Source organism: Protofrankia coriariae, assembly GCF_001017755.1.
GTDB lineage: Bacteria > Actinomycetota > Actinomycetes > Frankiales > Frankiaceae > Protofrankia > Protofrankia coriariae.
This window is the reverse complement of record NZ_JWIO01000017.1, coordinates 86081-111048: the sequence shown is the minus strand read 5'-3', so window position 1 is coordinate 111048 and position 24968 is coordinate 86081. Positions and strand designations below refer to the sequence as shown.

General features: G+C 69.3%; 21 protein-coding genes and 1 pseudogene (1 of these 22 cut by a window edge). 19 read left to right on the top strand and 3 right to left on the bottom strand.

All coding sequences use genetic code 11. From position 1 onward, the window contains the following. The first annotated feature begins 647 nt into the window (after positions 1 to 647). From FrCorBMG51_RS12615 to FrCorBMG51_RS12555, 14 genes and pseudogenes are all read left to right on the top strand, one after another. Positions 648 to 1136, top strand: a complete 489-nt coding sequence (locus FrCorBMG51_RS12615; RefSeq protein ID WP_047223254.1) for a hypothetical protein — start codon at positions 648 to 650, stop codon at positions 1134 to 1136. Continuing rightward, entirely contained in the window at positions 1133 to 1993 is an 861-nt protein-coding gene (locus FrCorBMG51_RS12610; protein WP_086055425.1) for an MlaE family ABC transporter permease, read from the top strand. Before FrCorBMG51_RS12615 ends, FrCorBMG51_RS12610 begins: the two co-directional genes overlap by 4 nt. A 127-nt stretch (positions 1994 to 2120) precedes the next feature. Then, positions 2121 to 2921: an ABC transporter permease gene (locus tag FrCorBMG51_RS12605; protein WP_200902427.1), complete on the top strand. Its 801-nt coding sequence runs from the start codon at positions 2121 to 2123 to the stop codon at positions 2919 to 2921. Positions 2922 to 2949: 28 nt separating this feature from the next. Then, the gene (locus FrCorBMG51_RS12600; RefSeq protein ID WP_200902426.1) at positions 2950 to 3780 is read left to right on the top strand and encodes an ABC transporter ATP-binding protein; all 831 of its coding nucleotides are present in this window, start codon (positions 2950 to 2952) and stop codon (positions 3778 to 3780) included. Positions 3781 to 3786: 6 nt separating this feature from the next. Next, positions 3787 to 5013 carry an MlaD family protein gene (locus FrCorBMG51_RS12595; RefSeq protein WP_047223253.1) on the top strand — a complete coding sequence of 409 codons (1227 nt, stop codon included), beginning with the start codon at positions 3787 to 3789 and terminating at the stop codon, positions 5011 to 5013. After that, on the top strand, positions 5010 to 6461 hold the full coding sequence (locus FrCorBMG51_RS12590) for an MlaD family protein (RefSeq protein WP_047223252.1): 1452 nt from the start codon (positions 5010 to 5012) through the stop codon (positions 6459 to 6461). Before FrCorBMG51_RS12595 ends, FrCorBMG51_RS12590 begins: the two co-directional genes overlap by 4 nt. Further along, positions 6461 to 7753, top strand: coding sequence for an MlaD family protein (locus FrCorBMG51_RS12585; protein ID WP_047223251.1), 1293 nt, complete (start codon positions 6461 to 6463; stop codon positions 7751 to 7753). The genes FrCorBMG51_RS12590 and FrCorBMG51_RS12585 overlap by 1 nt, the downstream gene beginning before the upstream one ends. Positions 7754 to 7762: 9 nt before the next feature. Beyond that, entirely contained in the window at positions 7763 to 9088 is a 1326-nt protein-coding gene (locus FrCorBMG51_RS12580) for an MlaD family protein (RefSeq protein WP_047223250.1), read from the top strand. Continuing rightward, entirely contained in the window at positions 9085 to 10344 is a 1260-nt protein-coding gene (locus tag FrCorBMG51_RS12575) for an MlaD family protein (RefSeq protein ID WP_047223249.1), read from the top strand. Before FrCorBMG51_RS12580 ends, FrCorBMG51_RS12575 begins: the two co-directional genes overlap by 4 nt. Before the next feature lie 9 nt (positions 10345 to 10353). Next, positions 10354 to 10701: pseudogene (locus FrCorBMG51_RS34700) on the top strand (MlaD family protein); the annotation flags it as partial. A 104-nt stretch (positions 10702 to 10805) separates the two neighbouring features. Next, a complete protein-coding gene (locus FrCorBMG51_RS34695; protein WP_476742152.1) occupies positions 10806 to 11669 on the top strand; it encodes an Mce/MlaD family protein in 864 nt (287 codons plus the stop codon). Beyond that, positions 11666 to 13948, top strand: coding sequence for an RND transporter family protein (locus FrCorBMG51_RS12565; protein ID WP_047223248.1), 2283 nt, complete (start codon positions 11666 to 11668; stop codon positions 13946 to 13948). Before FrCorBMG51_RS34695 ends, FrCorBMG51_RS12565 begins: the two co-directional genes overlap by 4 nt. Beyond that, on the top strand, positions 13949 to 15778 hold the full coding sequence (locus FrCorBMG51_RS25200) for a peptidyl-prolyl cis-trans isomerase (protein WP_052914625.1): 1830 nt from the start codon (positions 13949 to 13951) through the stop codon (positions 15776 to 15778). Positions 15779 to 15818: 40 nt separating this feature from the next. Further along, a complete protein-coding gene (locus FrCorBMG51_RS12555; RefSeq protein ID WP_047223247.1) occupies positions 15819 to 16028 on the top strand; it encodes a hypothetical protein in 210 nt (69 codons plus the stop codon). 264 nt (positions 16029 to 16292) lie between these two features. Here the strand turns inward: FrCorBMG51_RS12555 and FrCorBMG51_RS12550 are convergent, their stop codons facing one another. After that, on the bottom strand, positions 16293 to 16877 hold the full coding sequence (locus tag FrCorBMG51_RS12550) for a hypothetical protein (protein ID WP_047223246.1): 585 nt from the start codon (positions 16875 to 16877) through the stop codon (positions 16293 to 16295). A gap of 202 nt (positions 16878 to 17079) precedes the next feature. Here FrCorBMG51_RS12550 and FrCorBMG51_RS12545 point away from each other — a divergent pair, with 202 nt between their 5' ends. The 4 genes from FrCorBMG51_RS12545 to FrCorBMG51_RS12530 all read left to right on the top strand — a co-directional run bounded on the left by FrCorBMG51_RS12545 (position 17080) and on the right by FrCorBMG51_RS12530 (position 20663). Further along, a complete protein-coding gene (locus FrCorBMG51_RS12545) occupies positions 17080 to 17481 on the top strand; it encodes a hypothetical protein (protein WP_047223245.1) in 402 nt (133 codons plus the stop codon). An 80-nt stretch (positions 17482 to 17561) separates the two neighbouring features. Further along, positions 17562 to 19079, top strand: a complete 1518-nt coding sequence (locus tag FrCorBMG51_RS12540) for an aldehyde dehydrogenase family protein (protein WP_047223244.1) — start codon at positions 17562 to 17564, stop codon at positions 19077 to 19079. A 103-nt stretch (positions 19080 to 19182) separates the two neighbouring features. Next, entirely contained in the window at positions 19183 to 20466 is a 1284-nt protein-coding gene (locus FrCorBMG51_RS12535) for a cytochrome P450 (protein ID WP_047223243.1), read from the top strand. A gap of 5 nt (positions 20467 to 20471) precedes the next feature. After that, complete coding sequence (locus FrCorBMG51_RS12530; protein ID WP_047223242.1) at positions 20472 to 20663, top strand: ferredoxin; 192 nt, start codon at positions 20472 to 20474, stop codon at positions 20661 to 20663. Between the two features lie 190 nt (positions 20664 to 20853). Here FrCorBMG51_RS12530 and FrCorBMG51_RS12525 read toward each other — a convergent pair whose 3' ends face one another. Both FrCorBMG51_RS12525 and FrCorBMG51_RS12520 read right to left on the bottom strand, forming a co-directional pair. Beyond that, complete coding sequence (locus FrCorBMG51_RS12525; protein WP_047223241.1) at positions 20854 to 22044, bottom strand: acyl-CoA dehydrogenase family protein; 1191 nt, start codon at positions 22042 to 22044, stop codon at positions 20854 to 20856. Positions 22045 to 22233: 189 nt separating this feature from the next. Beyond that, positions 22234 to 23436, bottom strand: a complete 1203-nt coding sequence (locus tag FrCorBMG51_RS12520) for a LuxR C-terminal-related transcriptional regulator (RefSeq protein ID WP_052914624.1) — start codon at positions 23434 to 23436, stop codon at positions 22234 to 22236. Positions 23437 to 23984: 548 nt separating this feature from the next. Here FrCorBMG51_RS12520 and FrCorBMG51_RS12515 point away from each other — a divergent pair. After that, positions 23985 to 24968, top strand: the 5' portion of a protein-coding gene (locus FrCorBMG51_RS12515) for an acyl-CoA synthetase (protein WP_047223240.1). 591 nt of this gene lie beyond the right edge of the window; the window shows 984 of its 1575 coding nt (coding positions 1-984); it begins with the start codon at positions 23985 to 23987; its stop codon lies off the right edge, out of view.

Genomic DNA, 24968 nt, shown 5'->3' with positions numbered 1-24968 from the left:
GGGCCTGCCGCCGGCGGGAAAGCCGTTCTCCGGGTGGGCCATGGCCTATCCGATGACCTACCTGGTGGCCCACCTGTCGTCGTGAGCTCGTTGCCGTCGGGGGAAAGCCTCTCTTTGGAGGGGCAACTACCCCCCCACTGGGAGATGTGATCCGGCACACAAAACGGTACCGTTCGTTCCTGGCGCGTTGCCTCGCCGAACTTTTCCCGGCAACGCGAATACCGCAACAATCCCGGTCGGCGATGGCATCACAGGAGGAGATGCTGCCGTGCTGGTAGACCTTCGGACGCGTGCTGGGACAGGTATTGTCCGCGGCCATCTCGCCGAGGATCTCCGCCGGTGGTTGGTGAGCCTGGCCAGAGCGGGCGTGAATGCTCGCGCCCGCTTTTCGCCCTGGATTACCTGCTTGCCGGGACGGCGGCCGTGATGAACCGTGACGCGCCCGCGGTCCGCCGCGTGCGGCAGTCATATCGCCGGCCGACTCGGTGCGTCGACGAAAGGAGGCATGGGCATGACAAGTTCCCCGGTGGGCGGCTGGCTCGACGGCGTGGACATGGTCGCCGTGGTGCGCGGGAGTTCGCGCGGGTTCACCGTGCTCGTCCTCGGCGGGCTCGTTGCCCCCGCNNGGCGGGCTCGTTGCCCCCGCCGTGGCGACGGTGTCCGGGGCGCTTGGCGCGCTGGTCCTCACCGGCTCGGCCGCGGCCGCTTTCGTGGTGGCAGCTCTGCGTCAGGGAACGACCACCGATGGTGGGCGGCACGGTGCGCTGGCCGCGGTCGGCGCCTATCTGCTGGTGCTTCCGCTGGTACTGCTGGCACAGGCTGGACGGAATCCGGTGCAGATCTCGATGACTCTCGCGGCCGCGGTGATCGTGGGGTTCGTGGCCGGCTCGGTGGCTACCCGGCGGCGGTCGCCCGGCAGCGGCCGCAGTGGCGGTAACAGCCACAGTGCCGCTGGCCGCCGTGGTGGCGCTGGTAGCCACAGCGGTGCCGCCAACCGTGGTGCCGCCAACAGCCGCGGTGGTGCCGCCAGACATGGTGGTGCCGCCAGGCATGGTGGCGTCAGCAGTCGCGGCGCTGCCGCCGGCCGCGGCCGCGGTGGCCGCGTCGGCGTGCGGTCGGCGGGTGAGCGCGCATGAGCGTACCGGCTGTGACCGCCCCGTCGGTTCCTGGCAGCCGCCGCCGGGTGCGCAGGAACAAGGCGCCGAAATGGGTTGACGCCATACGGCGACCGCTCCAGCAGGGCGGGGAGATGGTGCAGCTGGCCGGGCAGGTTTTCGGCAGCGCGATCCGCCACCCTGTCGGCTACTGGGGTGAAGTGCGCGACCAGATGTTCGAGATCCTCAAGCTGTGCTGGATACCGATGATGGTGTCCTGTACGGCGTTCGGTTTCGGCGCGCCGGGCCTGCAGGGCGGCAACCTCTTCCTGCTCTTCGGCATCCCCGAACGTCTCGGCTCCTTCTTCATCATGGCCAGCGTCCGCGAGTTCGCTCCGTGGATCAACGCGATGGTGGTCGCCGGTGTCATGGGCACCGCGATGACAGCGGACCTCGGCGCGCGCCGGATCCGTGAGGAGATCGACGCGATGGAGGTGCTCGGCGTCGATCCCATCCGCACCCTGATCGTCCCACGGGTACTGGCGATCACGCTCATGACCGGACTGCTCGACCTGGTCGCGCTCGCGTTCGGTGTGCTCGGCGGTTACATGGCCTCGGTGTGGGTGCTCGGCGCCAACAGCAGCGCGTTCTTTGAGAACTTCTTCGCCAATGCCACCGTCACCGACGTGTGGGCCAGCGTCGCGAAAACGACGATCTTCGGCCTGCTCATCGGAGTCGTGTGCTGCTACAAGGGCCTGCGCACCCAGGGTGGGCCGATCGGTGTGGGACGCGCGGTCAACCAGGCCGTGGTCATCTCCTTCGCCGCCATCTGGATCTTCAACTACGTCTTCACAACCATCTTGCTCGGGCTCAACCCCGACATGCAGGTCTTCAAGTAAGGGCCGAGAGCGACCATGACCACCCCAGTGGACAAGCCATGACCACGCCCGTGGACGAGTTCGACCGGCTCCGGCAGCCGCGGGTCNCGGGCAGCCGCGGGTCGCGGCGCCGAAGCCGCAGGATACTGTGATCACGCTGGGCGGTATGCAGCGTGGGGTGAAACAGGCCGTCACCACCGGTGGCGAGATCGCCCAGTTCTCTGCCCGGACCATTCGTGACTTCGGCGACATCCGTCACTACGCCTCGGAGGTCTTCCACCAGGCCGGCATCCTGATCCTGTCCAGCGGCCTGATCATCTGGTCGATGCAGTTCATCATGGGGATGCAGTGCGGGCTGGAGGCCAGCTACACCCTCAAGCAGATCGGCGCCCCGCTGTACTCGGGTATTTTCAACGCCTACTGTTCGCTGCGTGAGATGGCGCCGTACATGTACGGCTACATCTTCGCGGCGAAGGTCGGCTGCGGGCTGGTCGCCGAGATCGGTTCGATGCGGATCGCCGACGAGATCGACGCCATGGAGGTCATGGGCGTCAGGTCGCGCAGCTATCTGGTCGGTACCCGGATCATGGCCGCCTGGATAGCGATGCCGTTCCTGTTCACGGTCGGGCTCGGGCTCATGTACATATCGATGTACCTGGTGACCGTCGTGCAGCTGGGCGGGGTGTCCGCCGGTGGCTACAACTACATCTTCTGGCTCTACCAGAATCCGCTCGACTTTCTCTTCTCAATGATCAAGATGTTGTCGATGGGCACGACGATCGTGTTCGTCAGTTGTTACTACGGCTACACCGCCAGCGGTGGATCCGTCGGGGTCGGCAAGAACACCGCGAAATCGATGATGCTGAACATGGTGTTGATCCATGTCATTGGGCTGCTCACCACGCAGCTTTTCTGGGGGCTCAGCCCCAACGCCCCGATCGCGAACTAGCGCCGACTGGTAGCCGTCAGGAGGACAAGTGCCCACCCAGAATTCCGCCGAGATCATCCCGGGGATGACCCTGCCCGAGCCGCGGCTGTTGGACACCAACGGCCGCGTGCACAGCATGGAAGTACGCAACGTGCACAAGACGTTCGGTGACTTCCGCGTGCTCCAGGGGCTGAACCTGAACTTCGTGGACGACGCGATCACCACGATCCTCGGCCCGTCCGGTACCGGCAAGAGCGTTATGATCAAGCATCTTGTCGGACTGCTCGCGCCCGACGCCGGTGAGGTCCTCATCTTCGGCAGGGACATCTGGAAGATCTCCGAGCGCGAACGCTACGAAATACGCAAGCGGTTCGGCGTGCTGTTCCAGGACGGCGCGCTGTTCGGTTCGATGAACATCTACGACAACACGGCCTTCCCGCTGCGCAAGCACACCGACATGTCCGAGTCCGAGATCTCCGACATCGTGCTGGAGAGGCTCACCGAGGTGGGCCTGGAGAAGTCACTGACCAAATATCCGAGCGAGGTCTCCGGTGGTATGCGCAAGCGCGCCGGTTTCGCGCGGGCACTGGTGCTGAACCCGGACATCGTGCTGTTCGACGAGCCGGACTCCGGTCTGGACCCGGTACGCACGAGCCTGCTCAACGACCTGATCCTGGAAATGCACAGCCGGCACAAGGGTACCTACATGCTGGTGACCCACGACATCCGCACGGCGCGCAAGGTCAGCGACTACGTGGGTGTGATCTGGAAGGGCAAGGTCGTGCACTACGGCGAGGCCGAAGAGGCATTCAACTCCGACAACCCGTTTGTCCGGCAGTTCCTGTCCGGCGAATCGGCCGGGCCACTGGGGATGGACTGACAGAGGATGAGAAGGATCGGGCTGGTCGCGCTGGCCGCCGTGGTCGTGCTGGTCGCGAGCGGTTGGACGCTGTTCGGCAACGACTACCGGGTCGGGGTGCTGCTGGGGTCGGCGACCAACATTGTCAAGGGTGGCTCGGTGATGGTGAACGGCTTCGAGGCCGGGTCCGTCTCCGGTATCAGGGTCAAGGACGGCAAGGCGTATCTCGAGCTGACCCTCGACTCCGACCATGCGCCGCTGCATTCCGGCGCGACCGTCTCCGTTGCCTGGAAGGCGTTGCTGGGGGAGCGGCTGGTGGAGGTCCACGACGGGCCGACGAGCAACCCGCGGATCCCGTCCGGGGGAATGCTCGAGGGGACGATGGACCAGCCGACCGAGCTGGACCAGGTCCTCAACGCGCTCGATCCCACGACACGCACCCACCTGTCGTCGCTGGTACGTGAGCTCGACGGCACGCTGCAGGGCAACGAGCAGGACGTCAGGGCCACCCTGCAGTCGGCCGGCCCCGCGCTGTCCGCCGTGGGCCAGGTGCTCAAGGGGATCGGCACCGACGGTCCGGCGATCAAGAACCTGGTCGTCACCCTGAACCAGTTGACCAGCACGCTCGCGGCCCGTGACGGCAACCTGCGCGGCATCATCAACGACCTGACGCACCTGACCTCGGTGGTGGCCGGGCAGCGCCAGCAGCTGTCGACGTCGTTGCAGAAACTGCCCGGCACGCTGGACCAGGCGAACAGCACGCTGGCCGTGGTGCCCGGGGTCGCGGACAAGGCCGTGCCACTGCTGAACGACCTGCGCCCCGCGGCCGAGAAGCTGCCGTCGGTGTCGCGCAACCTCCGGCCGCTGCTCGCGGACCTGCGCCCGGTCATCGCCGACCTGCGCCCGACGCTGGTGGCCGCGGACGAGCTGCTGGACATCACACCCGGGCTGCTCGACCAGGCGCACGCGGCCGTGCCCGGGACCACCGCCGCGCTGGACTACCTGCAGCCGGCGTTCGCCTTCCTGCGCCCGTACACGCCGGAGGCGGTGTCCTTCCTCGGCCAGTGGGGGTCGGCCTTCGCCAACTACGACGCCAACGGCCACTATGCGCGAGGCCACATCCAGGCCGGCGCCACCAGCGTCAACCACAACCCGGGCGTGCTTGTGCCTGGTCTGCGCAACGATCCCTACCCGTTGCCCGGCGCCATCGGGAACCAGCCCTGGACCGACGCCTTCGGGAGCAGCGCTCGATGACGAACCTGACAAGAAGGAACCTGGCGCCGAGCCGCCGCCGTGGGTCGCTGCCGCGGCTGGTCGGGGTCGCGCTGGTGGCGCTGCTGGCCACCGCCGCCACGACCACCGGGCTGGTGGCGAACGGCAGCCCGTCCAGCTGGGTGGTGCACGCGAAGTTCGCCGACGCCAGCCCGCTGCTGGTGGGCAACGAGGTCAAGCTGAAAGGCGTCAAGGTCGGCCGGATCGCGGGCATGCGGGTGGACTCGGACGGCCACGCGGACGTGACGATGGAGCTCGACCCGGCCGCGATGCCGCTGCACACCGACGCCCGCCTGACCGTACGTCCGCTCAGCCTGCTCGGCGAGCGCTTCCTGGAGCTCGACCAGGGCAGCCCGGCCGCGCCCGCGCTGCCGCGCGGAGGCGTGATCCCGGCCACGCAGACCGGGCGGAACACCGACCTCGACGAGGTGCTCAACACCGTCGACGAGCCGACCGGCGAGTCCCTGGCCGCGCTGGTGACCGTGCTCGGCGAGGGCCTGCAGGGCAACGGCGGCAACATCGACGACACCGTCCGGGCGCTCGCGCCGGCGATGCGCGACACCGACTCCCTGGCGAAGGTGCTCGACGAGCAGAACACCCTGCTGAACAACCTGGTGGACAACGTCGAGCCGGTCGCGGACGCGCTCGCGCGCGACGACGGCAGGACCCTCGACAACCTGGTCTCCTCCACCCAGCGGCTGCTGGGCACCACGGCGGCCAGGCAGCAGGTGCTCGAGCGGACCCTCGCCGAGCTACCGGCCACCCTGAGCAGCGCGCGGGCCACGCTCGCCGAGCTGACCTCGACGGCGGGGGCCACCGTGCCGACCCTGAAGGCGATCCGTCCCACCACCGACAACCTCAGTCAGATAAGCGCCGAGCTCGACCGGTTCGCCGCCTCGGCCGATCCCGCGCTGGCGAGCCTGAACCCGGTGCTGCAGAAAGCACAGGCACTGCTCGACGAGGCCAGGCCGGTGGTCAGCACGCTGCGCCCCAGCGGGCCGGACACGGTGGCGGTCGCCTCGTCGCTCAGGCCGCTCGTCGGCGAGCTGAGCGACAACATCGTCAACGTCTTCAACTTCATCAAGTACTGGGCGCTGGCCACCAACGGCTCGGACGGGGTGTCGCACTACTTCCGCGGAATGGTCGTGGTCACCCCGGAGATTCTCACCGGCCTGGTTCCCGGGCTCGGTTCCAACCTCGGCGTCGGTGGCTCACCGCTGCCTCTGACCAAGAATCCCAGTGGCCAGCCGTTCGACCAGGCAGTGACCGGGCCCCAGCAGCCGGGCGGCGGCCCGGCGGGGCAGACGGGTGGCGTCACCGGCCTTCTCAGCGGCCTGCTTGCCCCCGCGCCGACCGCGGACGGCGGTGTCACCGGGCTCAACCAGCAACAGGAGAGTGGCATGCTCGGCTTCCTGCTCGGAGGCAGCTGATGGCAGGCGGGACGGCAAACGGCTGGGCACGCCAGCGTTCGCTCCTGATCGGCATCGGGCTGGTGGTGGCGTTCGCCATCTCGATCTACATCGCGCTCACCGCCAGCGGTGGCCTGCCCGGAACGAGCGGGCGCAGCGTGAAGGCGGCCTTCGACGAGGTCGGCTCGCTGCGCAATGGCGACGACGTCCGCATCGCCGGCGTCCGGGTCGGGCAGGTCAAGGACGTCCGCATCGTCGACGGCCAGCCGCTGGTCACCCTGAGATTCGACAAGGGGCGCAAGATATACCGCGACGCGTCGGCGCTGACCGCCACGGTCAGCGCGCGCTCCGCCCTGGGACAGAAGTACGTGGACTTCCGGCCGGGCACGCCGGACACCGGGGAGCTGGGTCGTAACGAGATCATCCCGGCCTCGAAGACCGGGGACGCCCAGGAGCTCTCCGACGTGCTGCGAGTGCTCGACCAGCCCACCCGCGACGCCCTGGGCTCGACGCTGCGCGAGGTCGGCGGCGGGGCGAGCGGCCACTCCCAGGACTTCAAGGACGCCGCCGCCGCGCTGCCGCAGGAGCTGCCCGACCTCGCCACGGTCTCCCGGGCGCTGTCGGTGAACAACGGCGCGGACCTCACCGACCTGCTGCGCGCCGCCGACAGCCTGTCCCAGTCGTTCGAGGGGCACCAGCAGCAGCTGGCCGAGCTGGTCGACCGGGTCAGCACAACCCTTCAGGCGCTCGACGTCGACGACCAGGCCCCGCTCGGCGCCACCCTGGACAGGGTCCCGCAGACGCTGGTCGACGCCCGTGGCGCACTCGACCAGCTGCGCGCGCCGCTGGCCCAGACGGGCCAGGCGATGACCGGGCTGCAACCGGGCGCCGTCGCGCTCGGCAACGCCACCGAGGACGTCCGGGGTGTGCTGCGCGAGGGCGTGCCACCGCTGGAGAAGGTCCCCGGCGTCGCGGGGCAGGCCGACCCGGTGGTGCCCCAGCTGACGAAGGTCCTCAGCGACGCGAAACCGCTGGCACCGCGGCTGGTCGATGCCCTGGGCAACGCCCGGCAGCCGTTGGGGGTCGCCGCGCCGTACGCGCCGGAGGTGTCGCTGTTCTTCTCCTACATGGCGGACGCGCTCTCCGACGGGGACGCCGCCGGGCACTGGCTACGGATCTATCCGGTCATCGGCAGCGAGACGGTCAGCGGCATCCTGCCGCTGCGGGATCCGCTCACCAACCGCAACGCCTACCCGGTCCCTGGGCAGGCCGCCCGCGACAAGAGCACGTCGGTTCTCGGGAACCGGCGGTGAGGGGCTGACATGGCCGCGATCACAAGACACCTACGTGTGACGCCGCTGCGGCTCGGGGCGCTGTTCATCGTCGTCTCGCTGCTGGCCGGCCTGGCGCTGTTCAACAAGAACCGCATCCTCGTCACCCTGCGGTCCGGGGACAGCTTCGACATCGAGTTCACCGCCGACAACCGGCTGGCGCCCTACCGCAGCCAGGTCAAGGTGGCGTTCGTACCGGTCGGCGTGGTCACCGGCGTCAGGGAGACCGACAACGGCGGCGCGCGGGTCACGGTGAAGGTGGACGGCGACATCCGCGGCAAGCTCGGGACCGAGCCGAGCGCGGTGATCCGCCCGACCACCCTGCTCGGCGGCAACTACTTCGTCGACCTGGTCCCCGGCGGCCGGCCCGGCAGGTTCACCGGCACCATCCCGGTGGAGCGCACCAAGCTGCCGGTGGAACTGGACAAGATCGTCGCCGCGCTGCAGCCCTCCGCGCTCGACGGTCTGCGCAAGACGACCGCCAACCTCGACGAGACGCTGGGCAACGGCGGAAGCGAGGCGATCGACCAGCTCGTGGCCCACGCGCCGGACACCCTGGACCCGGCCGCGGCGGTGGCCGGCGCGGCACTGGGCAGCAAACCCGACACCGACCTGCCCAGGCTGGTGACCAACCTGCAGGCCACCGCGCGCGAGCTCATCGACAAGCAGGGCCAGCTCGACGCCATCGTCACGGACCTGAACACCACCACATCGGTGCTCTCCAGGCGCACGACCGACATCTCCACCGCGGTCTCCCGCCTGCCGTCCACCCTGGACGCCACCGACGCGGGCCTGGCCCGGCTGAAGACGACGCTGGAGAAGCTGCGCGACACCGCCGGGCCGGCGCAGCCGGTGGTGCGCAAGCTGGACACCGTGCTGACGACCGCGGACCCCGTGCTGGCCGAGGCGCGGCCCGTGGTCAACCAGCTGCGCGGCGTCCTGGTCGACGCCCGCCCGCTCGTGCAGGACCTCGTGCCGGCCGGCCGGCAGGCCACCACCGTGCTCGACGACCTCAGCGGCCCCGTGCTCGACCGGCTCAACGGGCCGGTCAAGCAGTTCGTGCTCGCGCCGTACCACGGCACCGGGCCGTACGCGGCGGCCAGTTCGGACAAACCCCTGTACCAGGAGCTGGCATACATGGCCACCACGCTCGCCCGCACCTCGGTGCTCTCCGACCGCAACGGGGCCCTGATCGCCCTGCAGCCCGGTGTCGGGGTGGGCTCGGTCGGCGGCCTGCCGATCAGCCTCGAGCAGCTGCTCGTCGGACTGTCCAACCAGACCGGGGTCGCGCTGCAGAAGGGAGCCCAGCCGCGATGAGCAGCCGTGTACAGCGCCTCCGGCGGATCTGGGGGCGGATCGGGACCGAGCCCGGTCTCAGGCGCAACGTGCTGGCGCTGGCGGTGCTGATCGCGCTGGCCGCGATCTCCGGCAGCATCATCCTCAGCAAGCAGCGGCTCAGCGTGCCCTGGGACAACAAGTTCACCTTCTACGCGACCTTTGCCGGCACCCCCGGGGTCAGCCCCGGCCACGGCCAGGAGGTGCGCATCGCCGGAGTGCCGGCCGGCGAGATCGTGGGCGCGGGCGTCGACAACGCCGGGCACGCCCGGCTCGAGCTAGCCATCGACCCGAAGTACCGGGTCTACGACAACGCCCGCGTCGTCCTGCGGCCGAAGAGCCCGCTCAACGAGATGTACGTCGAGCTGAGCCCCGGCTCCCCGCAGCAGGGCAAGCGGCTGTCCAAGGGCGGCACGCTGCTGCTGGCGAGCTCACAGCGGCCGATCGAGATCGACGAGGTGCTCGGCCATCTCGACGACAACGCCCGCTCCGCGCTGACCTCCCTGCTGGAGGAGTCCGACGCGGCCCTGGCCTCCGCGCCACAGCAGCTCCCCGAGGGGCTGACCGCCACCGACACGGTGGTGACCAGGCTCCAGCCGGTGCTCGCCTCGTTGCAGACCCGCCGGGACACCATCCAGCGGCTGGTCACCGCGCTCAGCCAGATCTCCACGGCCATCGGCGGTGACGACGGCCGGCTGCGCACGCTCGCCGACTCGTTGCAGACGACGCTGGGCGCGGTGGGGGAGCACAGCTCGGCGGCCGACTCCGCGCTCGCCCAGCTGCCCGATCTGACCAACCAGCTCAAGCTGGCCACCGAGGCGGTGCAGGCACTCAGCGGCGAGCTGGATCCGACGCTGGACAACCTCAGGAACGCCTCGTCGTCCCTGCCCGGCTCGCTGACCAGACTCGACGGCACGCTGCGGCAGCTGGACAAGACCCTCGACCAGCTCGGCCCGGTCGTGCAGAAGGCCGACCCGGTGGTCAAGGACCTGCGGCCCTATGTCGGGCAGCTGGGCGTGGCGCTGCCTGATCTGACCGCAAGCACCGGGCGGCTGGATCCGGTCACCGCCACGCTCGTGTCGTACCTGCCCGACCTCGGCGGCTTCATCCTCAACACCCGGTCGATGACGAGCCTGGCGGACGCCAACGGCGGGATCCTGCGCGCCCTGCTCGAGGTCACCCCCAGCTCGCTGCCGGTCACCGGCCTGAAGTCCCTGTCCACTCCGACGGTGAGGTAGACGGTCGCGATGCGGATCCCACACGCCGTGATGCCGGTCGTCCGGCTGGCGTTCCTGCTGGTGTTCATGACCTTCTGCGCGCTGACGTTCGGCTACCTCTGGGTGAACTCCGGCGGCAAGCTGCCGGTGATCTCCGATTCGGGGTACCAGGTCGGGCTGCACATGGCCCGGGTGTCCAACCTCGTCAACGACTCCGACGTGATGGTGGCCGGGGTCAAGGTCGGCAAGGTGGACACGCTCTCCGTGGACGGCAACAACGCCGACATCGTGGTGCGGCTGAACTCCGCCTACCCGCTGCACCAGGGCGCCGTCGTGCAGGTGCGGGAGAAGACCCTCGTCAACGAGACCTTCCTGGAGATCGCGGACGGCGACGGGCCGGCGCTGCCCAGCGGCGCCCGGCTGCCCGACGGCGCGGGCCGGCCCGCCACCGNGCGGGCCGGCCCGCCACCGAGCTGGACGACGTGCTGGCGAGCCTGGACGCGGACACCCGCGCCTCGCTCGCGAGCAGCGTGCGGTCGCTTGGCGCGGCCACCGAGGACGGCAGGCAGAGCGTCTCCCAGGCGCTGCAGGGCCTCGGTGACCTCGGCCGCGAGGGCCGGACCGCGCTCGACGCCCTGGCCGCGCAGTCGAAGGACCTTGAGCAGGTGACCAGTTCGGCGGCCACCCTGCTCGCCGCGCTCAACACCCGTCAGGGGCAGATCGGCCAGCTCGTCGAGGACGCGAACCTGCTCGCGCAGGCCACCGCGGACAACCGCGCGCCGGTGGAGGAGATCGTGCGTAAGCTGCCCGGCGTGCTGGACACCACCAGGAACGCCACCACCGGGCTGCGCAACGTCGCCACGGCACTGTCCCCGGTCGCGCAGAACCTCCAGGCCGCGGCGCCGGACCTCTCGGCCGCGCTGACCGAGCTCCCGCAGACCTCGGCGGACCTGCGCGGGCTGCTGCCCGCCCTGGATGGCGTGCTGGTCGCCGCGCCGGACACCCTCACCCGGGTGCCCCCCGTCGCGGGCGACCTCACGGCGCTCATCCCGAGCCTGCGGGTGGACCTGGCCGACCTCAACCCGACCCTGGCCTACCTGCGGCCCTACGGGCACGACATCGTGGCGTTCTTCACCAACTTCGGCCAGTCGGCGGCCACCGGTGACGCCAACGGCCGGGCGCTGCGGATCTTCCTGGGCCTCAACGAGCAGTCGGTCAAGGGCCTCCCGCTCAACACGAACATCGGCCCGCTGAACAAGTCCAACCCGTTCCCGCCGGCGGGAGCGTCCACCAACCCCGGTCCCCGAAACGACCCGTATCCGCGGGTGCAGCCGGACCCACGATGATCAGGAGGCGATTACCCGCCCTCCTCGCGGTTCTCGCCGCTGTGCTGGCCGCCGGTTTCATCATCGGCGGCCTGGCGAGAAGCCGGGTCGAGACCGGGATCGGCTCGTTCCTGCCGGCCCACGACCGCACCGTGGAGCAGCTCGACGAGCTGGCCTCCTCGTTCGGCGGCGACCCGATCGTGATCCTGCTGGAGAGCACGCAGCCACGGCTGCTGCTCGACAGCGACCATCTGCACCGCCTGCTGCGCCTGGAAGGGCAGCTGACCGGGCTCGGCGACGTCGCCGCGGTCTACGGGCCCGCCACGACGCTGAACCAGATCGCCGGGCAGATGCAGGACTTCCTCGCCGAGCTCTCCGGCCGCCGGGACGCGGTGCGAGCCACCGCCGAGGTCGCGGCGCGGGGCGCCGGCGCGACCGAGCAGAAGGCCCGCGAGGCCGGTGACAGCGCGATCGCCCAGTTCGACCAGCGCTACGGCCCGCTGGTCGTGCAGGGGCTGCCCGCCGGGCTGCCGACGCTGGGCAACGAGCGGTTCGTCCAGTCGGTGGTCTTCGCCCAGGGCCAGGCGCCCCGTCCCCAGTGGCGGTTCGTGGTGCCCTCGCAGAACGCGGTGGCGGTGCTCGTCCGCCCACGCCAGGGCATCGACGCCGGCGCCGCGCAGCGCCTGGTCGACCGGGTGCGCGGCACCGTGCGCGGCGCGGGCCTCGACGGTGCGCGGGTGACGGTGTCCGGGGTGCCGGTGCTCGCGGCCGGTGTCAGCGACCAGGTTCGCTCCGAGGCCCCGCGCCTCGGCGGCATCGCCGTCGTCCTGATCGGTGCCTGTTTCCTGTTCGTGCCGTGGACGCGCCGGCGCCGCCGCCTGCTCCCGCTGGCCTCGACGCTGGTCGCGATCGGTCTGACGCTGGCGATCCTGGGCTGGGCGGGCAGGCCGCTGTCCCTGGGTGTGGTGGCCTTCCTGCCGGTGCTGCTCGGGATCGGCAGCTACTATCCGACCTACTTCACCCGCAACGCCCGGCGCCGGGTCGTGCTGACCGTCGCCGCCGCCACCTCGGCGAGTTTCGCGACGTTGCTCCTCTCGCCGCTGCCGTTCGTACGCGATCTCGGCCTGACGCTGTCGATCGGTGTGCTCGTCTCCGCCGGTCTCGGCGCGCTCCTGCCGGCCGTACCCGCCGGCTCCGCCCGTGCCGACGAGCCGGCAGCGGCCGAGTCCGTTCCGGCGCACCAGCCGTCCCGGGCGCGCCGCCGCGGGACGGGGCTGGCCGTGGCGGTGGCCGTGGTCGTCGCCGCGGCCGGCTGGGCGGCGCTGCCGGGCCTGCGGCTCGACAGCGACTTCGAGTCGCTCGCGGCCGGCGCGTCCACGCTGAAGGACGCGCAGCACGTCGAGAGCGTCGTCGGCTCCTCCGGGGAGCTCTCCGTGGTGCTGCGCGGGGTGGACGTCACCAGCCCGGCGGCGGTGGAGTGGATGCGCGTCACCCAGCAGCGCCTCATCGCCGACCACGGTGACCAGCTGCGCCCGGTGGTCTCACCGCCCACGCTGCTGCAGTTCCTCGGGCCGGACAGCACCGCCGAGCAGATTGGGGCGGCGCTGCGGCTGCTGCCGCCGTATCTGGCCGGTTCGGTGATCCGGGGCGACCACCAGGTCGCCACCATGGTCTTCGGGGTCCGCATGGACGACCTCGACGCGCTGCGGGCGTTGCGGGACGACATCGGCCGCGTCCTCGTCCCGCCGTCGGGATTCCAGGTGGAGATCGCCGGGCTGTCCATGGTGGCGGTGCGGGGCCAGGAAATGCTCTCCTCCGAGCGGACACTCGGCAACCTGCTCGGGATCTCCGCGGCGGCGGCCGTGCTCGCGGTGGGGTTGCGCCGTCGCGGCGACGCCCTGCGGGCGCTGGCGGCCGCGGCGCTGGCGACCGGCGCCGGGCTGTTCCTGCTGTGGGTGCTCGGTATCCCGCTCAGCCCGATCACCGTGGGCCTGGGCTCGCTGACCGCCGCGGTGGGATGCGAGTTCACCGTGCTGCTGAGCGAGGCGGCCCGCCGGGGTGGACGCGCGCTGCGCACCCCGGTGCTACTGGCGGCGACTACTTCGGCGGTCGGCTATCTCGTCCTCGCCGCCTCTGATCTGGCCGTGATCCGGCAGTTTGGAGTGCTGCTCGCCGGTGCGGTGGGTCTCGCGCTTGCCGCCGCAGGGGTAGTCGTGGCGGTGGCGCATCCGCGATCCTCCAGGGTGCGGCCCGAACCCGGGCCACGCCCAGTAGCGCACGAGTTGGTTGGAGTGAAGTAGATGCCTGCCGAAGCCGACACCGATGTCGAGCCGGACGCATTAGCCGAGGACGGAGGCGTCCCGGCCGCCGGAAGCACCGGGAGGGGTGGCGGCGAGCCGGCCAGGGACGAACCCGCCAGGGGTCCGCTCGCCACAGACGCACCGGCCAGCAACGGATCCGCCGAGAGCAAGCCCGGCAAGGGCGGATCTGTCGGGGGCGACAATACGGAGGGTGAACCCGTCGGGGACGAACCTGCCAAGGACAGGTCGGCCGAGGCCAAGCCCGCGGTGACCAAGCCGGCAGTGGACAAGCCGGCGGTGGACAAGCTTGTCGCGGGCGAGCCGGTCAGGGACAGGCAGGCCGAGGACAAGCGGGCTGAGGACAAGCCCGCGGGGGACGACAGTACGGAGGACGACAGTACGGAGAGTGAATCCGCCGGGGGCGAACCGGCCAAGGGCAAGCTTGCGACGGCCGAGCCCGCCAGGGACGAACCCGCCGGGAACGACCTTACGGAAAGTGAGCCCGTCAGCGACAAACGCGCGGCGGACGGGCCCGGCGAGGACAGGCCCGCCGGGGACGCTCGTCCGGAGGGCGAATCCGACGAGGACGAGCCCGCCGGGGAGAAGCCCCGCGCGAAGGGCGGCGGGGACAGGGACGCCGACGAGCCAGCCGGCGGGAAGAACGCCGACGAGCCCGCCGCGGACGACGGTTCGGACACCGGCGCGGACACCGATGAGCGCTCACGCCCGCGCCGCGTCATCGGGCGGGTCCGCCAGATCCGTCCGCCCCGCTCGTTACGGGGGCGCATCGTGCTGGCGGCCGTCCTGGTCGTGCTGCTCGGCGGTGGGGTGGGCGGCTACCTGTGGCACGCGGCCGGCGCGCTGCCCGACGGTGTCGCCTTCCGGGTCGCCGGCCAGGACGTCAGCGTCGACGAGCTCGACCGTCGGGCCGAGACGCTGCGTGCCCTCTACGGGATCCAGGCGCCGGCCGACGACCCCGCCAAGCTCGACACCTTCCGCCGCGATGTCGCCAAGTCCTACGCGGTCGGCATCATCCTCGACCACGCCGCCACCGACGCGAAGATCGTGATCGCGGACAAGGCGGCGCAGGACGCCCTGAGCCGGTTCATCGAGCAGCAGTACGGCGACGGCAGCGGCGCCAGGGACCAGTTCATCCAGGCGCTCGGCACCGTCGGCACCAACGAGCAGGCGGTGCTCACGGAGATGAAGCGCCAGCTTGCCATCAACCAGCTCTTCGAGCGCATCGCCGGTACTCCCGAGATCTCCGACAGCGAGCTGCGCACCCAGTTCGACCAGCACAAGGACGAGCTCGCCACCCCGGAACGCCGCGACCTGCGCAACATCGTCGTGTCGTCGCAGGCCGAGGCCGACCAGATCGTGCGGGACGCCGCCGCCGGCACGCCGTTCGAGCAGCTCGCGCAGCAGCGCAGCCTGGACGGGAGCACCAAGGACAACGGGGGTGCGCTCGGCGCCGTCGGCGCGAGCCAGCTCGACGCCGCGTACGCCCCGGTGGCGTTCGCCGCCCCGGTCGGTGGCGTGTTCGGCCCGGTCCAGACCCAGTACGGCTGGAACGTCGGCAAGGTGATCCAGATCCTGCCACCGGCCCCGGCCGTGTTCGACCAGATCAAGGACGACCTGCGCCAGCAGCTGCAGATGGAGCGCCAGCTCACCATCTGGCGGGACTGGATGGCCGGCGCGATCCGGAAGGCCCATGTCAGATACGCCGACGGCTACCGCCCCGCGGATCCGGACTCGCCGCCACAGACCGACAACGCCACCAGCGCCTCTGTTCCGGCCACGCAGTCCTCCGCGCCACCGGCAGGCGGCTGATGAACCGGCGGCGGGAGCGGGGCCCGGCCACGGGCCCACGATGGTGATCTCCGTCATCGTCCAGGTCGGCCTCGGCCTGATCGTGTTCGCGGTCGGGTGGTGGGGTCGTCACAACGCCGAAGTTCTCGTCCCCGTCCGGCCGTTCGACGACAACCGGGAACGCCGGGTGCGGGTGGCCCGCCGCGGCGCGGTCGCCTGCCAGGTGGTCGGGGTGCTCCTGGCGCTGACGAATCTCCTCCTGCTGTTCTGAGAATCCCCGCACGGCCGCGGGCGGGTATCCCGTACCCGATCCGGGAAACGCTTTTCGGAGATATCGGGAAAACGCAGGCCGGTCGAGCGGGGACGCCCGCGCCGAGCGGGGTCGGGAAACGCCCGCGGCCGGGCGGGAGCGGCCGTGCCGGGCGGGAACGTGATTTACGGAAGGCGTGTCCCGCCGGAACGGTACGGCAGCGGAACGACGCGGCGGCAGGGAGGGGTTTGCGGTGGGGTCGCCGGGTGGGTGACGGCCCCACCGCTAGCGCTTCCGCAGGTGATTTCGTGTCGATTCGGCGAGTAGCATGATCGCGCCGACCACGAACGCGAAGAAGACCAGCACGGCCTCCCAGTGAGCGCCGGTGGCCAGTACGACAACCGCCACGACGGCCAGCACCTGCAGCACCTGCTGGGCCCACCGTATGCGCAGCAGCAGCGCCACGAGCGCGGCCAGGACGGCGATGCCCACCCCCAGCGCGAGCAGGTCCTGCGGCCGCACCTGCTCGGCTGTGCGAACCGTGCCCTCGCCGAGCTGGTCGCTCAGGTCCCGCGCGGCGCGCTGGTCGGGGTCGCTGGCCAACGCGTCCATCCCGGCCCACAGCGTGGTGAATCCCACCACCAGCCAGCACACGACAGCCACGCCGAGCAGTGCCGGGAAGCCACCGGACCGACCGGCTGTGGCACGTCTCGCGGTGTCCCCACCCGTCGGTGTCACGGGGCTGTTCGTCGCGGTGCTGCCCGTCACGGTGTTTTCCGTCGTCGCCTGCCGGTGGCTCCCGCTGGCGCGGTCGGGACGCGGCCGTGACCGCGCGGCCGGGGTGTCGCGGTGCCGGGGTGAAGTCGCCATTGCCGTTCCTTTCCTCCGCCGCGTAACGAAAGTAACAGCCGGCCGTGGCGCGGTACCGGGCGAAGTATTCCTATCGAGGGATCGAAACACCCCGCACGAGCGATGAGACGCACGCCGGGCCGCAATAGCTTCTGTGCACTGGTACACGATACGGGCCGCTGATTCCAGGCGTCCTTCCCCGCATCCGACAGGAGAAGAGATCATGGCTTTCTTCGCCGACGCCGCCGAAGTGGACAAGTACATCGGCGAGATGTTCCGGCTGGCCGGCGACCATCCCGAGGTCGGCGACAGGATCAAGGCGGCGAACATCGTCCTGCGGGTCGAGTACTCGGATCCGGACTGTGTGCTGACTGTCGCCTTCCAGGACCCGGTACGCGCCGAGCCCGGCGAGACCGACCTGACGCCGGACATCACGCTGGTCATGCGGGCCGACATCGCGAACCAGTTCTGGCGCGGGGAGTACAACCTGGCCGTCGGCCTGGCCAAGGGACAGGTCAGGGCCAAGGGGCCGGTCAGCAAGATCCTCAAGTTGGTGCCGCTCACCAAGCCGCTTTTCCCCGTCTACCGCGATCTTGTCAAGGACAAGGACGCGGCGATCTCCTGAGCGCGGAAAGGCGGGAGCCTGCGATGACAAAGCCGACGGGACCGCCGAGATCGTTCTGGATCCGAGGAGCTGAGCACACGATGACCACGACCGCGGTGCGTAACTTTCCCATGCTGATCGGTGGGGAGTGGGTCGAGTCCGCCGACCTGCTGGAGATCCGCGACCCGCAGAACGACGAGCTTGTCGCGACCGCGGCCAGCGGCGGCGCGGCACACATCGACCGGGCGGTCGAGGCCGCCCGTGCCGCCTTCCGGGAGGGCTCGTGGTCGCAGGCGGCCCCGGCCGAGCGGGCCCGCCTGCTGCGGGCCGTCGCGGCGAAGGTCGGTGACCGCCTCGACGAACTGGTCGAGCTGGAGATCATGGCCAACGGTGCCACGATCCGGCAGGCCACCGGCTTCCACATCGGCTACGTCGCGCCGCACCTGGAGTACTTCGCCGACCTGGCCGAGCGATACGCCTTCGAGCGGCCGGCCCCGCGGGCGACCTTCCCGACGCTCGCGCAGAGCACGGTGCGCAAGGAACCCATCGGGGTGGTCGGCGCGATCGCGCCGTGGAACTTCCCGTTGCTGCTGGCGCTGTGGAAGATCGCCCCCGCGCTGGCCGCGGGCAACAGCGTCGTGGTCAAGCCGGACGAGAAGACCCCGTTGTCCACGTTGGAGTTCGCCCGGATCGCCGAGGAGTGCGGCCTGCCGCCGGGTGTGCTGAACGTGGTGCCGGGGCCCGGCCCCGAGGCGGGGGCGCGGCTGGCATCCCATCCGGACGTCGGTAAGATCGCCTTCACCGGCTCCACCGAGGTCGGCCGCGAGATCATGCGGCTCGCGGCGGGCACGGTCAAGAAGGTCACTCTGGAACTCGGTGGGAAGTCACCGTCCATCGTGCTCGACGACGCCGACCTTGAGATCGCCGTCGACGGCGTGCTCTACGGCTGTTTCCTCTACTCGGGCCAGGTCTGCGAGTCCGGTACCCGGCTGCTGCTGCCGGAGTCGTTGCACGACGAGTTCGTCGAGCGGCTCGTCGAACGCGCGAAGACCATCGTGCTGGGCGACACCCGGGACTGGGAGACCGATCTCGGGCCGGTCATCTCCGCCAGGCAGCACAGCCGGATCCTCGAGTACATCGCCTCCGGGGTCGAGCAGGGCGCGACCCTGGCCCACGGCGGCGGCGTCCCCGCGGGTGAACGATTCGAGCGCGGGCACTGGATCGAGCCGACCATCTTCACCGGGGTCCGCAACGACATGCGCATCGCGCGTGAGGAGATCTTCGGTCCGGTGCTGTCAGTGATCACCTACCGCGCCGACGAGGAGGCGGTCGCGATCGCCAACGACACCAGCTACGGGCTCGCCTCCTCGCTGTGGAGCGGGGACAACGACCGCGCGCTGGCCATCGCCAACGAGATCGAGGCCGGTTCCGTCTGGATCAATGACGCCCACCAGATCAACTGCCAGGTGCCCTTCGGCGGCTACAAGCAGAGCGGCCTTGGCCGGGAGCTCGGCCCGGACGCGCTCGACGAATACACCGAGACCAAGAACGTCCACCTCGATCTCTCCGGCCGCCGCGACCGCAGGCCGTACGACGTCCTGCTCAGTCACGTCGACTGACAGATCCCCCGGTTACGGGCGGCTCAAAGGCGCCCGGAAGGCCCGGCGTCGCCGGGCCGGGAAAGGCCACCGCCAAGCCACTGCAATTCTTTTGGAGGATCCGATGACCGTCGAGATGATCCCGGCCACTGCGGATCACAAACCTGATTTCGACGAGATCGACGTCTCGTCGAAATCCTTCTGGGAGCAGACCTCCGAACAGCGGGAGAAGACCTTCGCGTTACTACGCGAACAGCGCCCGGTGTCCTGGCAGCGTCCGGTGGAGGACGCGGTGACTCCCGACCCGGACGACCCCGGCTACTGGGCTGTCGTCAAGCACGCCGACATCGTGCGGGTGAGCAAGGACCACGAGACCTTCATCTCTGGTCAGGGTGTGCTGTTCGATCTCCTGCCGGAGATCTTCCTGGAGATGTCCCAGTCGTTTCTCGCGATGGACCCGCCCAGGCACGACAAGCTGCGCAGGCTGGTGAGCGCGGCGTTCACCCCGAAACAGATCAGGCGTATCGACGACAAGATTCGAATTGCGGCGGCCGAGATCGTCGACTCCATCGCGGACAAGGGCAGCATCGACTTCGTCGCCGAATGCGCGGAGAAACTTCCCGTCCGCATGTTCGGGGATATCTTCGGCGTTCCCGCCGAGCTGCGTCCCACCGTGGCCAAAGCCGCGGCGGACGTGGTGGCCTGGGCCGATCCGGAGATCCTCGGCGACCGTTCGGCCGACGAGGTACAGGTCGAAGCGTGCACCACCCTGCACGACGTCGCCGAGCAGCTGATCGCCGACCGCCAGCGGAATCCGGGCGAGGACCTGATGACCGCGCTCGTGCGGGCCGAGGTCGATGGGCAGTCCCTGGACGCCTTCGAGATCGGCTCCTTCTTCGTGCTGATGGCGGTGGCCGGCACCGACACCACCAAGCACACCTCCAGCCACACGGCGCTCGCCTTCACCAGGTTCCCCGATCAGCGGGACTGGCTGTTGGCGGACTTCGACGGCCGGATCGGCCGGGCCACGGAGGAGTTCGTCCGGTACGCCTCACCGGTGATGACCTTCCGTCGTACCGCGGTCCGGGAGACCGAACTCGGCGGCCAACGGATCATCCCCGGCGACAAGGTCGTGCTGTTCTACCCGTCGGGCAACTGGGACACCGACGTGTTCGAGGATCCCGACCGCTTCGACCTGAGCCGCAACCCCAACCCGCATGTAGGTTTCGGTGGCGGCGGCATACATTTCTGCCTGGGGAACCAGCTCGCGAAGTCGATGCTGCGCGCGCTGTTCCGCGAACTCCTGACCCGCATACCCGAGTTCACCGCCAGCGAGCCGGAATATCTTGGCACCAACTTCATGCGCGGCATCAAGCGGATGAAGTTCGAGTTCACACCGGAGAGATGACTGACATGCGTATTGTGGTCGACCACAGCAGGTGCACCGGCCTGGGTATGTGTGAGTCGATAGCCGAGGACGTGTTCGAGGTCCAGAGCGACGGCAGCCTTCGTATACTGATCGAGGAAATCGACCCCGCCCGCCGTGAGGAGATCCAGGCCGCGGTGGACTCCTGTCCGACCGAGGCACTGAAACTCGTCGACTGACGACTGATTTCCGTTGGGAGGGTGTTCGGAGCCAGCTGTCCGGTTCGCCGTGCCCAGGTGGCTCCTGGCCTCGTCGTTCCCCGCACACCACGGTGCCCCTGGTCGGGCATCGTGGTGTGCGGGTCGCGGCCCAGCGGATCCTTCTGACACCGTAGCCAGGTCCACGTCCGCTATGTCATGAGTGTGTCGCTCATCCGGTCACGTCCCTGCCGATGAGCTGGCGAGCGACCACCCAGAGCAGTACCTCGTTGGCGCCCTCGAAGATTTCCAGGACCTTGGCGTCTCGGTAGAGCTCCTCCAGCCGGAAGGTTTCACCGGTCTCGGATATCTCACGAGCGAAGCCGTAGCCGCCGAAGACCTGAATGGCGTCGCGAGCCATGTCACCGGCAAGCCTGGTGGCGTATGCCTTGGCCATCGCCGCCTCGGGTTCCGGTACCCGTTCGCCGCGGTCCACCCGCAGCGCGGCCTTCTGGTACAGCGTCCGTGCGCAGTCCAGCTCGGTGGCCCGCTGCGCGAGCCGGTACTGCCAGTGCTGCATGGCGCCGAGCGGTTTGCCGAACAGGTGACGGCTGCGCGTCCGGTCCACCGCCAGATCCAGCGCGGCCTGCGCCACACCGACACCGGCGGCGGCGATGCCGATCCGTCCGTAGGTGAGTGTCGCCAGCGCCACCGACAGGCCTCTGCCAACTCCGCCCAGCACGTTGTCCCTGGGCACGAGTACGTTGTCGAACGCGATGTCCGCCGTCAACTGGCCGCGGTGGCCCATCTTCAGGTCCGGTTTGCCGATGCGGACGCCGGGGCTGTTCTTCAGGTCGACGGCGAACATGGTCATGGCGGAGCCGGAGCGGCAGAGCACGGTCACCCAGTCCGCGACCGGGCTGTTGGTGATCCAGCGTTTGCGCCCGTTGATGACGAATCCTTCCGCGGTCTCCTCCGCCGTGGTCCGCAGGGCGCCCGCGGAAAGGTCGCTGCTGGCATCGGGCTCGGTGGTGGCGAAGGAGAACACCAGCTCACCGGAAACCAGACCGGGGATCAGCCGGGCCCGCAGTTCGTCGCTGGCGAAGGACAGCGCCTTGGGTACCAGGATGCACTGCCCGTCGTACACGCCGGCCATGCTGCTGCTGTGGTAGGCGATCTCCTCGGTCGTGGTGCATGTGCCCAGCAGCGGGAACTCCAGGCCCAGGCCGAAATCCGGTCCGAACGGGACCGCGAAGGCGCCCGCCTCGGCGAGTCCGCGAAACGCCTTCCACGGGAAGCTCTCCGCGCTTTCCTCACGCTGTCCGATGTCGCGGGCGTGGGGCGCGACCCGTTCGACCACGGCCTGACGTATCTGTTTCCGGAGGGCGATCGTCTCCTCCGGTATTCCTAGATCGTGCCACATGTGATCCTGCGTACGTGGCGGTGTCTGGGTCAAAGTAAGAACTCCTCACGGGACGGAAAAGAGCGCGGATCCCGGCGGGAACTGTCGGCCGGGAATCCCTGGATGTGGGCATGGCCGGAGCCGGTCGGGCAGAAATCGGGGGTGCGTCCGTGTCCGATCTGTTCGGGTGGCGTTACGAGAACGCGGTGGCTACCGCTGGCCGTTCAGCCAGATCGACACGGCTTCGGCACGATTGGCCGCAAGCAGTTTACGCAGGATGTGTTTGACGTGGGACTTTACGGTTCCCTCGGTGATCACCAGTTTGCTGGCGATCTGGTGGTTCGTGTCACCGGCGGCCATCAGCCTGAGTACGTCGATCTCCCGCCTGGTCAGGGGGGAGCCCGTCGTCCGGCGGTCGTCGTCCGGCGGTCGTTCGGGGCGGGCGGGCCGGTGCTCCTTACCGTGTGTGCCGAGCCCGCTCTGCTCCTCGAAATCGTCGTTGATCAACGCGGTCAGCCCCGCGGCGTAGCGCAGCATCTCGGTGCGCATCTGGGTCAGCCGTTCGAGGAGGATCGCGCGTTCCAGGGTATAGCCGAAGCCTTCGGCGAAGAACGTCAGGACGTCCTGGTCGAAGTCGGTGAATCCGCCGCGGTGGAAGTAGCGGTCGGCGTGCAGGAAGCCGATCATCTGGTCGGAGGACATGATCGGCACCGCGACGTAGCTCCGGCACTGGGAGACCTCGGCGATCGGCCGGTGTACGCGTGACTCCCGCTGGACGTTGGTGACGGTCAGCGGTCGTTTCCGCCGTACAATCTCAGTTTCGAACAGGTTGGGCACGAGCTTCTGCGGGTTGTCCCGTCCGGCCTGCAGGATCACCTGTGCCCACTGACCGTCCCCCTCGACGTGCAGCGCTTCCGCCATCCACAGTGAATGGTGGATGCGGGACAGGATCGCCCGGTCGAAGCCCATCGTGCACACGATGCTCGGGGCGGACTCGATGAGTTCGGGCACCGACGCCGTCTGGCGTAATCGGCTGAGGGCATTCTGTGCGTTGCGCAGCATGCCTGAGTGGTACTGGGCGCGTTCCTCACGCACGTCGTCGTAGACGTTCTTCAGCTGGATGGCCAGTGATAGCAGGTCGTCGGCGCCGGCCAGACGGTCGGCTATGGCGCGGTCACCGGCCGCGGCCGTGCGTACACCGCGCCAGATGGCGTCCAGGGCGATGCTGGCGGTGGGTAAATCGTCGATCTCGGCGGCGTCGGACAGGCGCTGGGAACGGAGCAGCTCCTGGGCTCTGCCGATGATCGTGAGCACCTCGCTCAGCGTCTGATCGGAAATCGACCGCTGGTGTACGCGGCCGTCGATCGTTGGTCTGCGGTTCCTCCCCTGACACCCGATGTCCTTGGTGGGCACGATGAGCCTCCTCGACTGACGCAGGCGTCCGGCGCTGGACGCTCGGCGGGGCATAGGCCGAGCACAAAACCAAGGTCCGGTCCCGCCATATTCTGTCCATATCCATAACCTGCTGTCCGGGCCGCCGGTGTCGGTGCGGCGGATGTTACCTCGTTGGAGGGAGTAAATGTCCCCCGAACGGGAGATGTGACCTGGCGAATAAAAGACGGGACCCTTCGTGTTGTCCGGTCGAACCGCTCCCGAGAATTCCGTCCGGATCCTGCTGTTGTCCGGGTCGGCGACGCAGTGAATACTCCCTCGTTGGAGAGAGCAACAGTCTCCCGGCGAGAGATGCGACCCGATGCGCGGAAAGGCCGGATTCGTTCCCGGTGCGTTGCCCGGCCTGACTGCTCCCAACAACGTGAACACCGAATACTCCCGGTCGGCGCTGGTGCCGCTGGAGGGGATGCGGATGCCCTTGTCCCAGCTCAGCCGTCCGATGAGAACCAGGTGTGCCGGGTACGCGCGGCCCGTCCTGTCCTGACAATCCCTCCACAGCCGGAGCGCTCATGTATCCAGGAACGCACGCAGCCGGAAAACCCGACAAGCCGGCGGTGGTAATGGTCGGCACGGAACGTACGCTCACGTACCGCGAGTGGGAGAGCCATTCCGCCCGCCTCGCGCGCTACCTGTACGACGCTGGCCTGCGCCGCGGCGAGACGGTGGCCGTACTCGCCGAGAACGCCCCGGAGTGCTTCGAGGCCTACTGGGCGGCGCTGCGTTCAGGGCCCTACATCACAGCGGTCAATCACCACCTCTCGCCGGAAGAGGCCGCCTACATCGTCAACGACTGCGACGCCAGGGCACTCATCGTTTCGGCGGGCAAGCACGAACTGGCCGAGGCGGTCGCGCAGCGGGCACCCGAGCTGATCGTGAAGCTCGCCTTCGGCGGCAGGGTCACCGGTTTTGGTGACTACGTCTCGGCGCTGGCCGGGGTAAGCGACGACCCCTTGCCCGAGCGGCCGCGCGGCGCGGACATGCTCTACTCCTCCGGCACCACCGGGCGCCCCAAGGGTGTCAAGCCACCCCTGCCGGACCGGCAGGTGCACGAGCCTGGTGACCCCTACACCGCGATCTTCAGCAGGATGTACGGGTTTGACGAGAACACCGTGTACCTTTCGCCCGCGCCGCTGTACCACGCCGCGCCACTGCGCTTCGGCGGCGTCGTGCACGCCATCGGTGGCACGGTGCACGTGATGCCGAGGTTCGACGCCGAGCAGGCGCTGCGCACCATTGAATCGGCGCGGATCACGCACAGCCAGTGGGTGCCGACGATGTTCGTGCGGATGCTCAAGCTCCCGGAGGAGGTAGGTCTGCGCCACGACGTCTCGAGCCTGCGGGTTGCCATCCATGCCGCCGCGCCCTGCCCGGTGGAGGTGAAGCAGAAAATGATCAACTGGTGGGGGTCGATCCTGTACGAGTACTACAGCTCGACCGAGGGCAACGGGATCACCTTCATCGACAGCGAGCAGTGGCTGCGCAAGCCGGGATCG

Bases quoted from the DNA above. Each gene is read 5' to 3' on its own strand.
- FrCorBMG51_RS12610 (WP_086055425.1), top strand. From the start codon at position 1,133: ATGAGCGTACCGGCTGTGACCGCCCCGTCGGTTCCTGGCAGCCGCCGC.
- FrCorBMG51_RS12595 (WP_047223253.1), top strand. From the start codon at position 3,787: ATGAGAAGGATCGGGCTGGTCGCGCTGGCCGCCGTGGTCGTGCTGGTC.
- FrCorBMG51_RS12590 (WP_047223252.1), top strand. From the start codon at position 5,010: ATGACGAACCTGACAAGAAGGAACCTGGCGCCGAGCCGCCGCCGTGGG.
- FrCorBMG51_RS12585 (WP_047223251.1), top strand. From the start codon at position 6,461: ATGGCAGGCGGGACGGCAAACGGCTGGGCACGCCAGCGTTCGCTCCTG.
- FrCorBMG51_RS12580 (WP_047223250.1), top strand. From the start codon at position 7,763: ATGGCCGCGATCACAAGACACCTACGTGTGACGCCGCTGCGGCTCGGG.
- FrCorBMG51_RS12575 (WP_047223249.1), top strand. From the start codon at position 9,085: ATGAGCAGCCGTGTACAGCGCCTCCGGCGGATCTGGGGGCGGATCGGG.
- FrCorBMG51_RS12565 (WP_047223248.1), top strand. From the start codon at position 11,666: ATGATCAGGAGGCGATTACCCGCCCTCCTCGCGGTTCTCGCCGCTGTG.
- FrCorBMG51_RS25200 (WP_052914625.1), top strand. From the start codon at position 13,949: ATGCCTGCCGAAGCCGACACCGATGTCGAGCCGGACGCATTAGCCGAG.
- FrCorBMG51_RS12555 (WP_047223247.1), top strand. From the start codon at position 15,819: ATGGTGATCTCCGTCATCGTCCAGGTCGGCCTCGGCCTGATCGTGTTC.
- FrCorBMG51_RS12550 (WP_047223246.1), bottom strand. From the start codon at position 16,877: ATGGCGACTTCACCCCGGCACCGCGACACCCCGGCCGCGCGGTCACGG.
- FrCorBMG51_RS12545 (WP_047223245.1), top strand. From the start codon at position 17,080: ATGGCTTTCTTCGCCGACGCCGCCGAAGTGGACAAGTACATCGGCGAG.
- FrCorBMG51_RS12540 (WP_047223244.1), top strand. From the start codon at position 17,562: ATGACCACGACCGCGGTGCGTAACTTTCCCATGCTGATCGGTGGGGAG.
- FrCorBMG51_RS12535 (WP_047223243.1), top strand. From the start codon at position 19,183: ATGACCGTCGAGATGATCCCGGCCACTGCGGATCACAAACCTGATTTC.
- FrCorBMG51_RS12530 (WP_047223242.1), top strand. From the start codon at position 20,472: ATGCGTATTGTGGTCGACCACAGCAGGTGCACCGGCCTGGGTATGTGT.
- FrCorBMG51_RS12525 (WP_047223241.1), bottom strand. From the start codon at position 22,044: ATGTGGCACGATCTAGGAATACCGGAGGAGACGATCGCCCTCCGGAAA.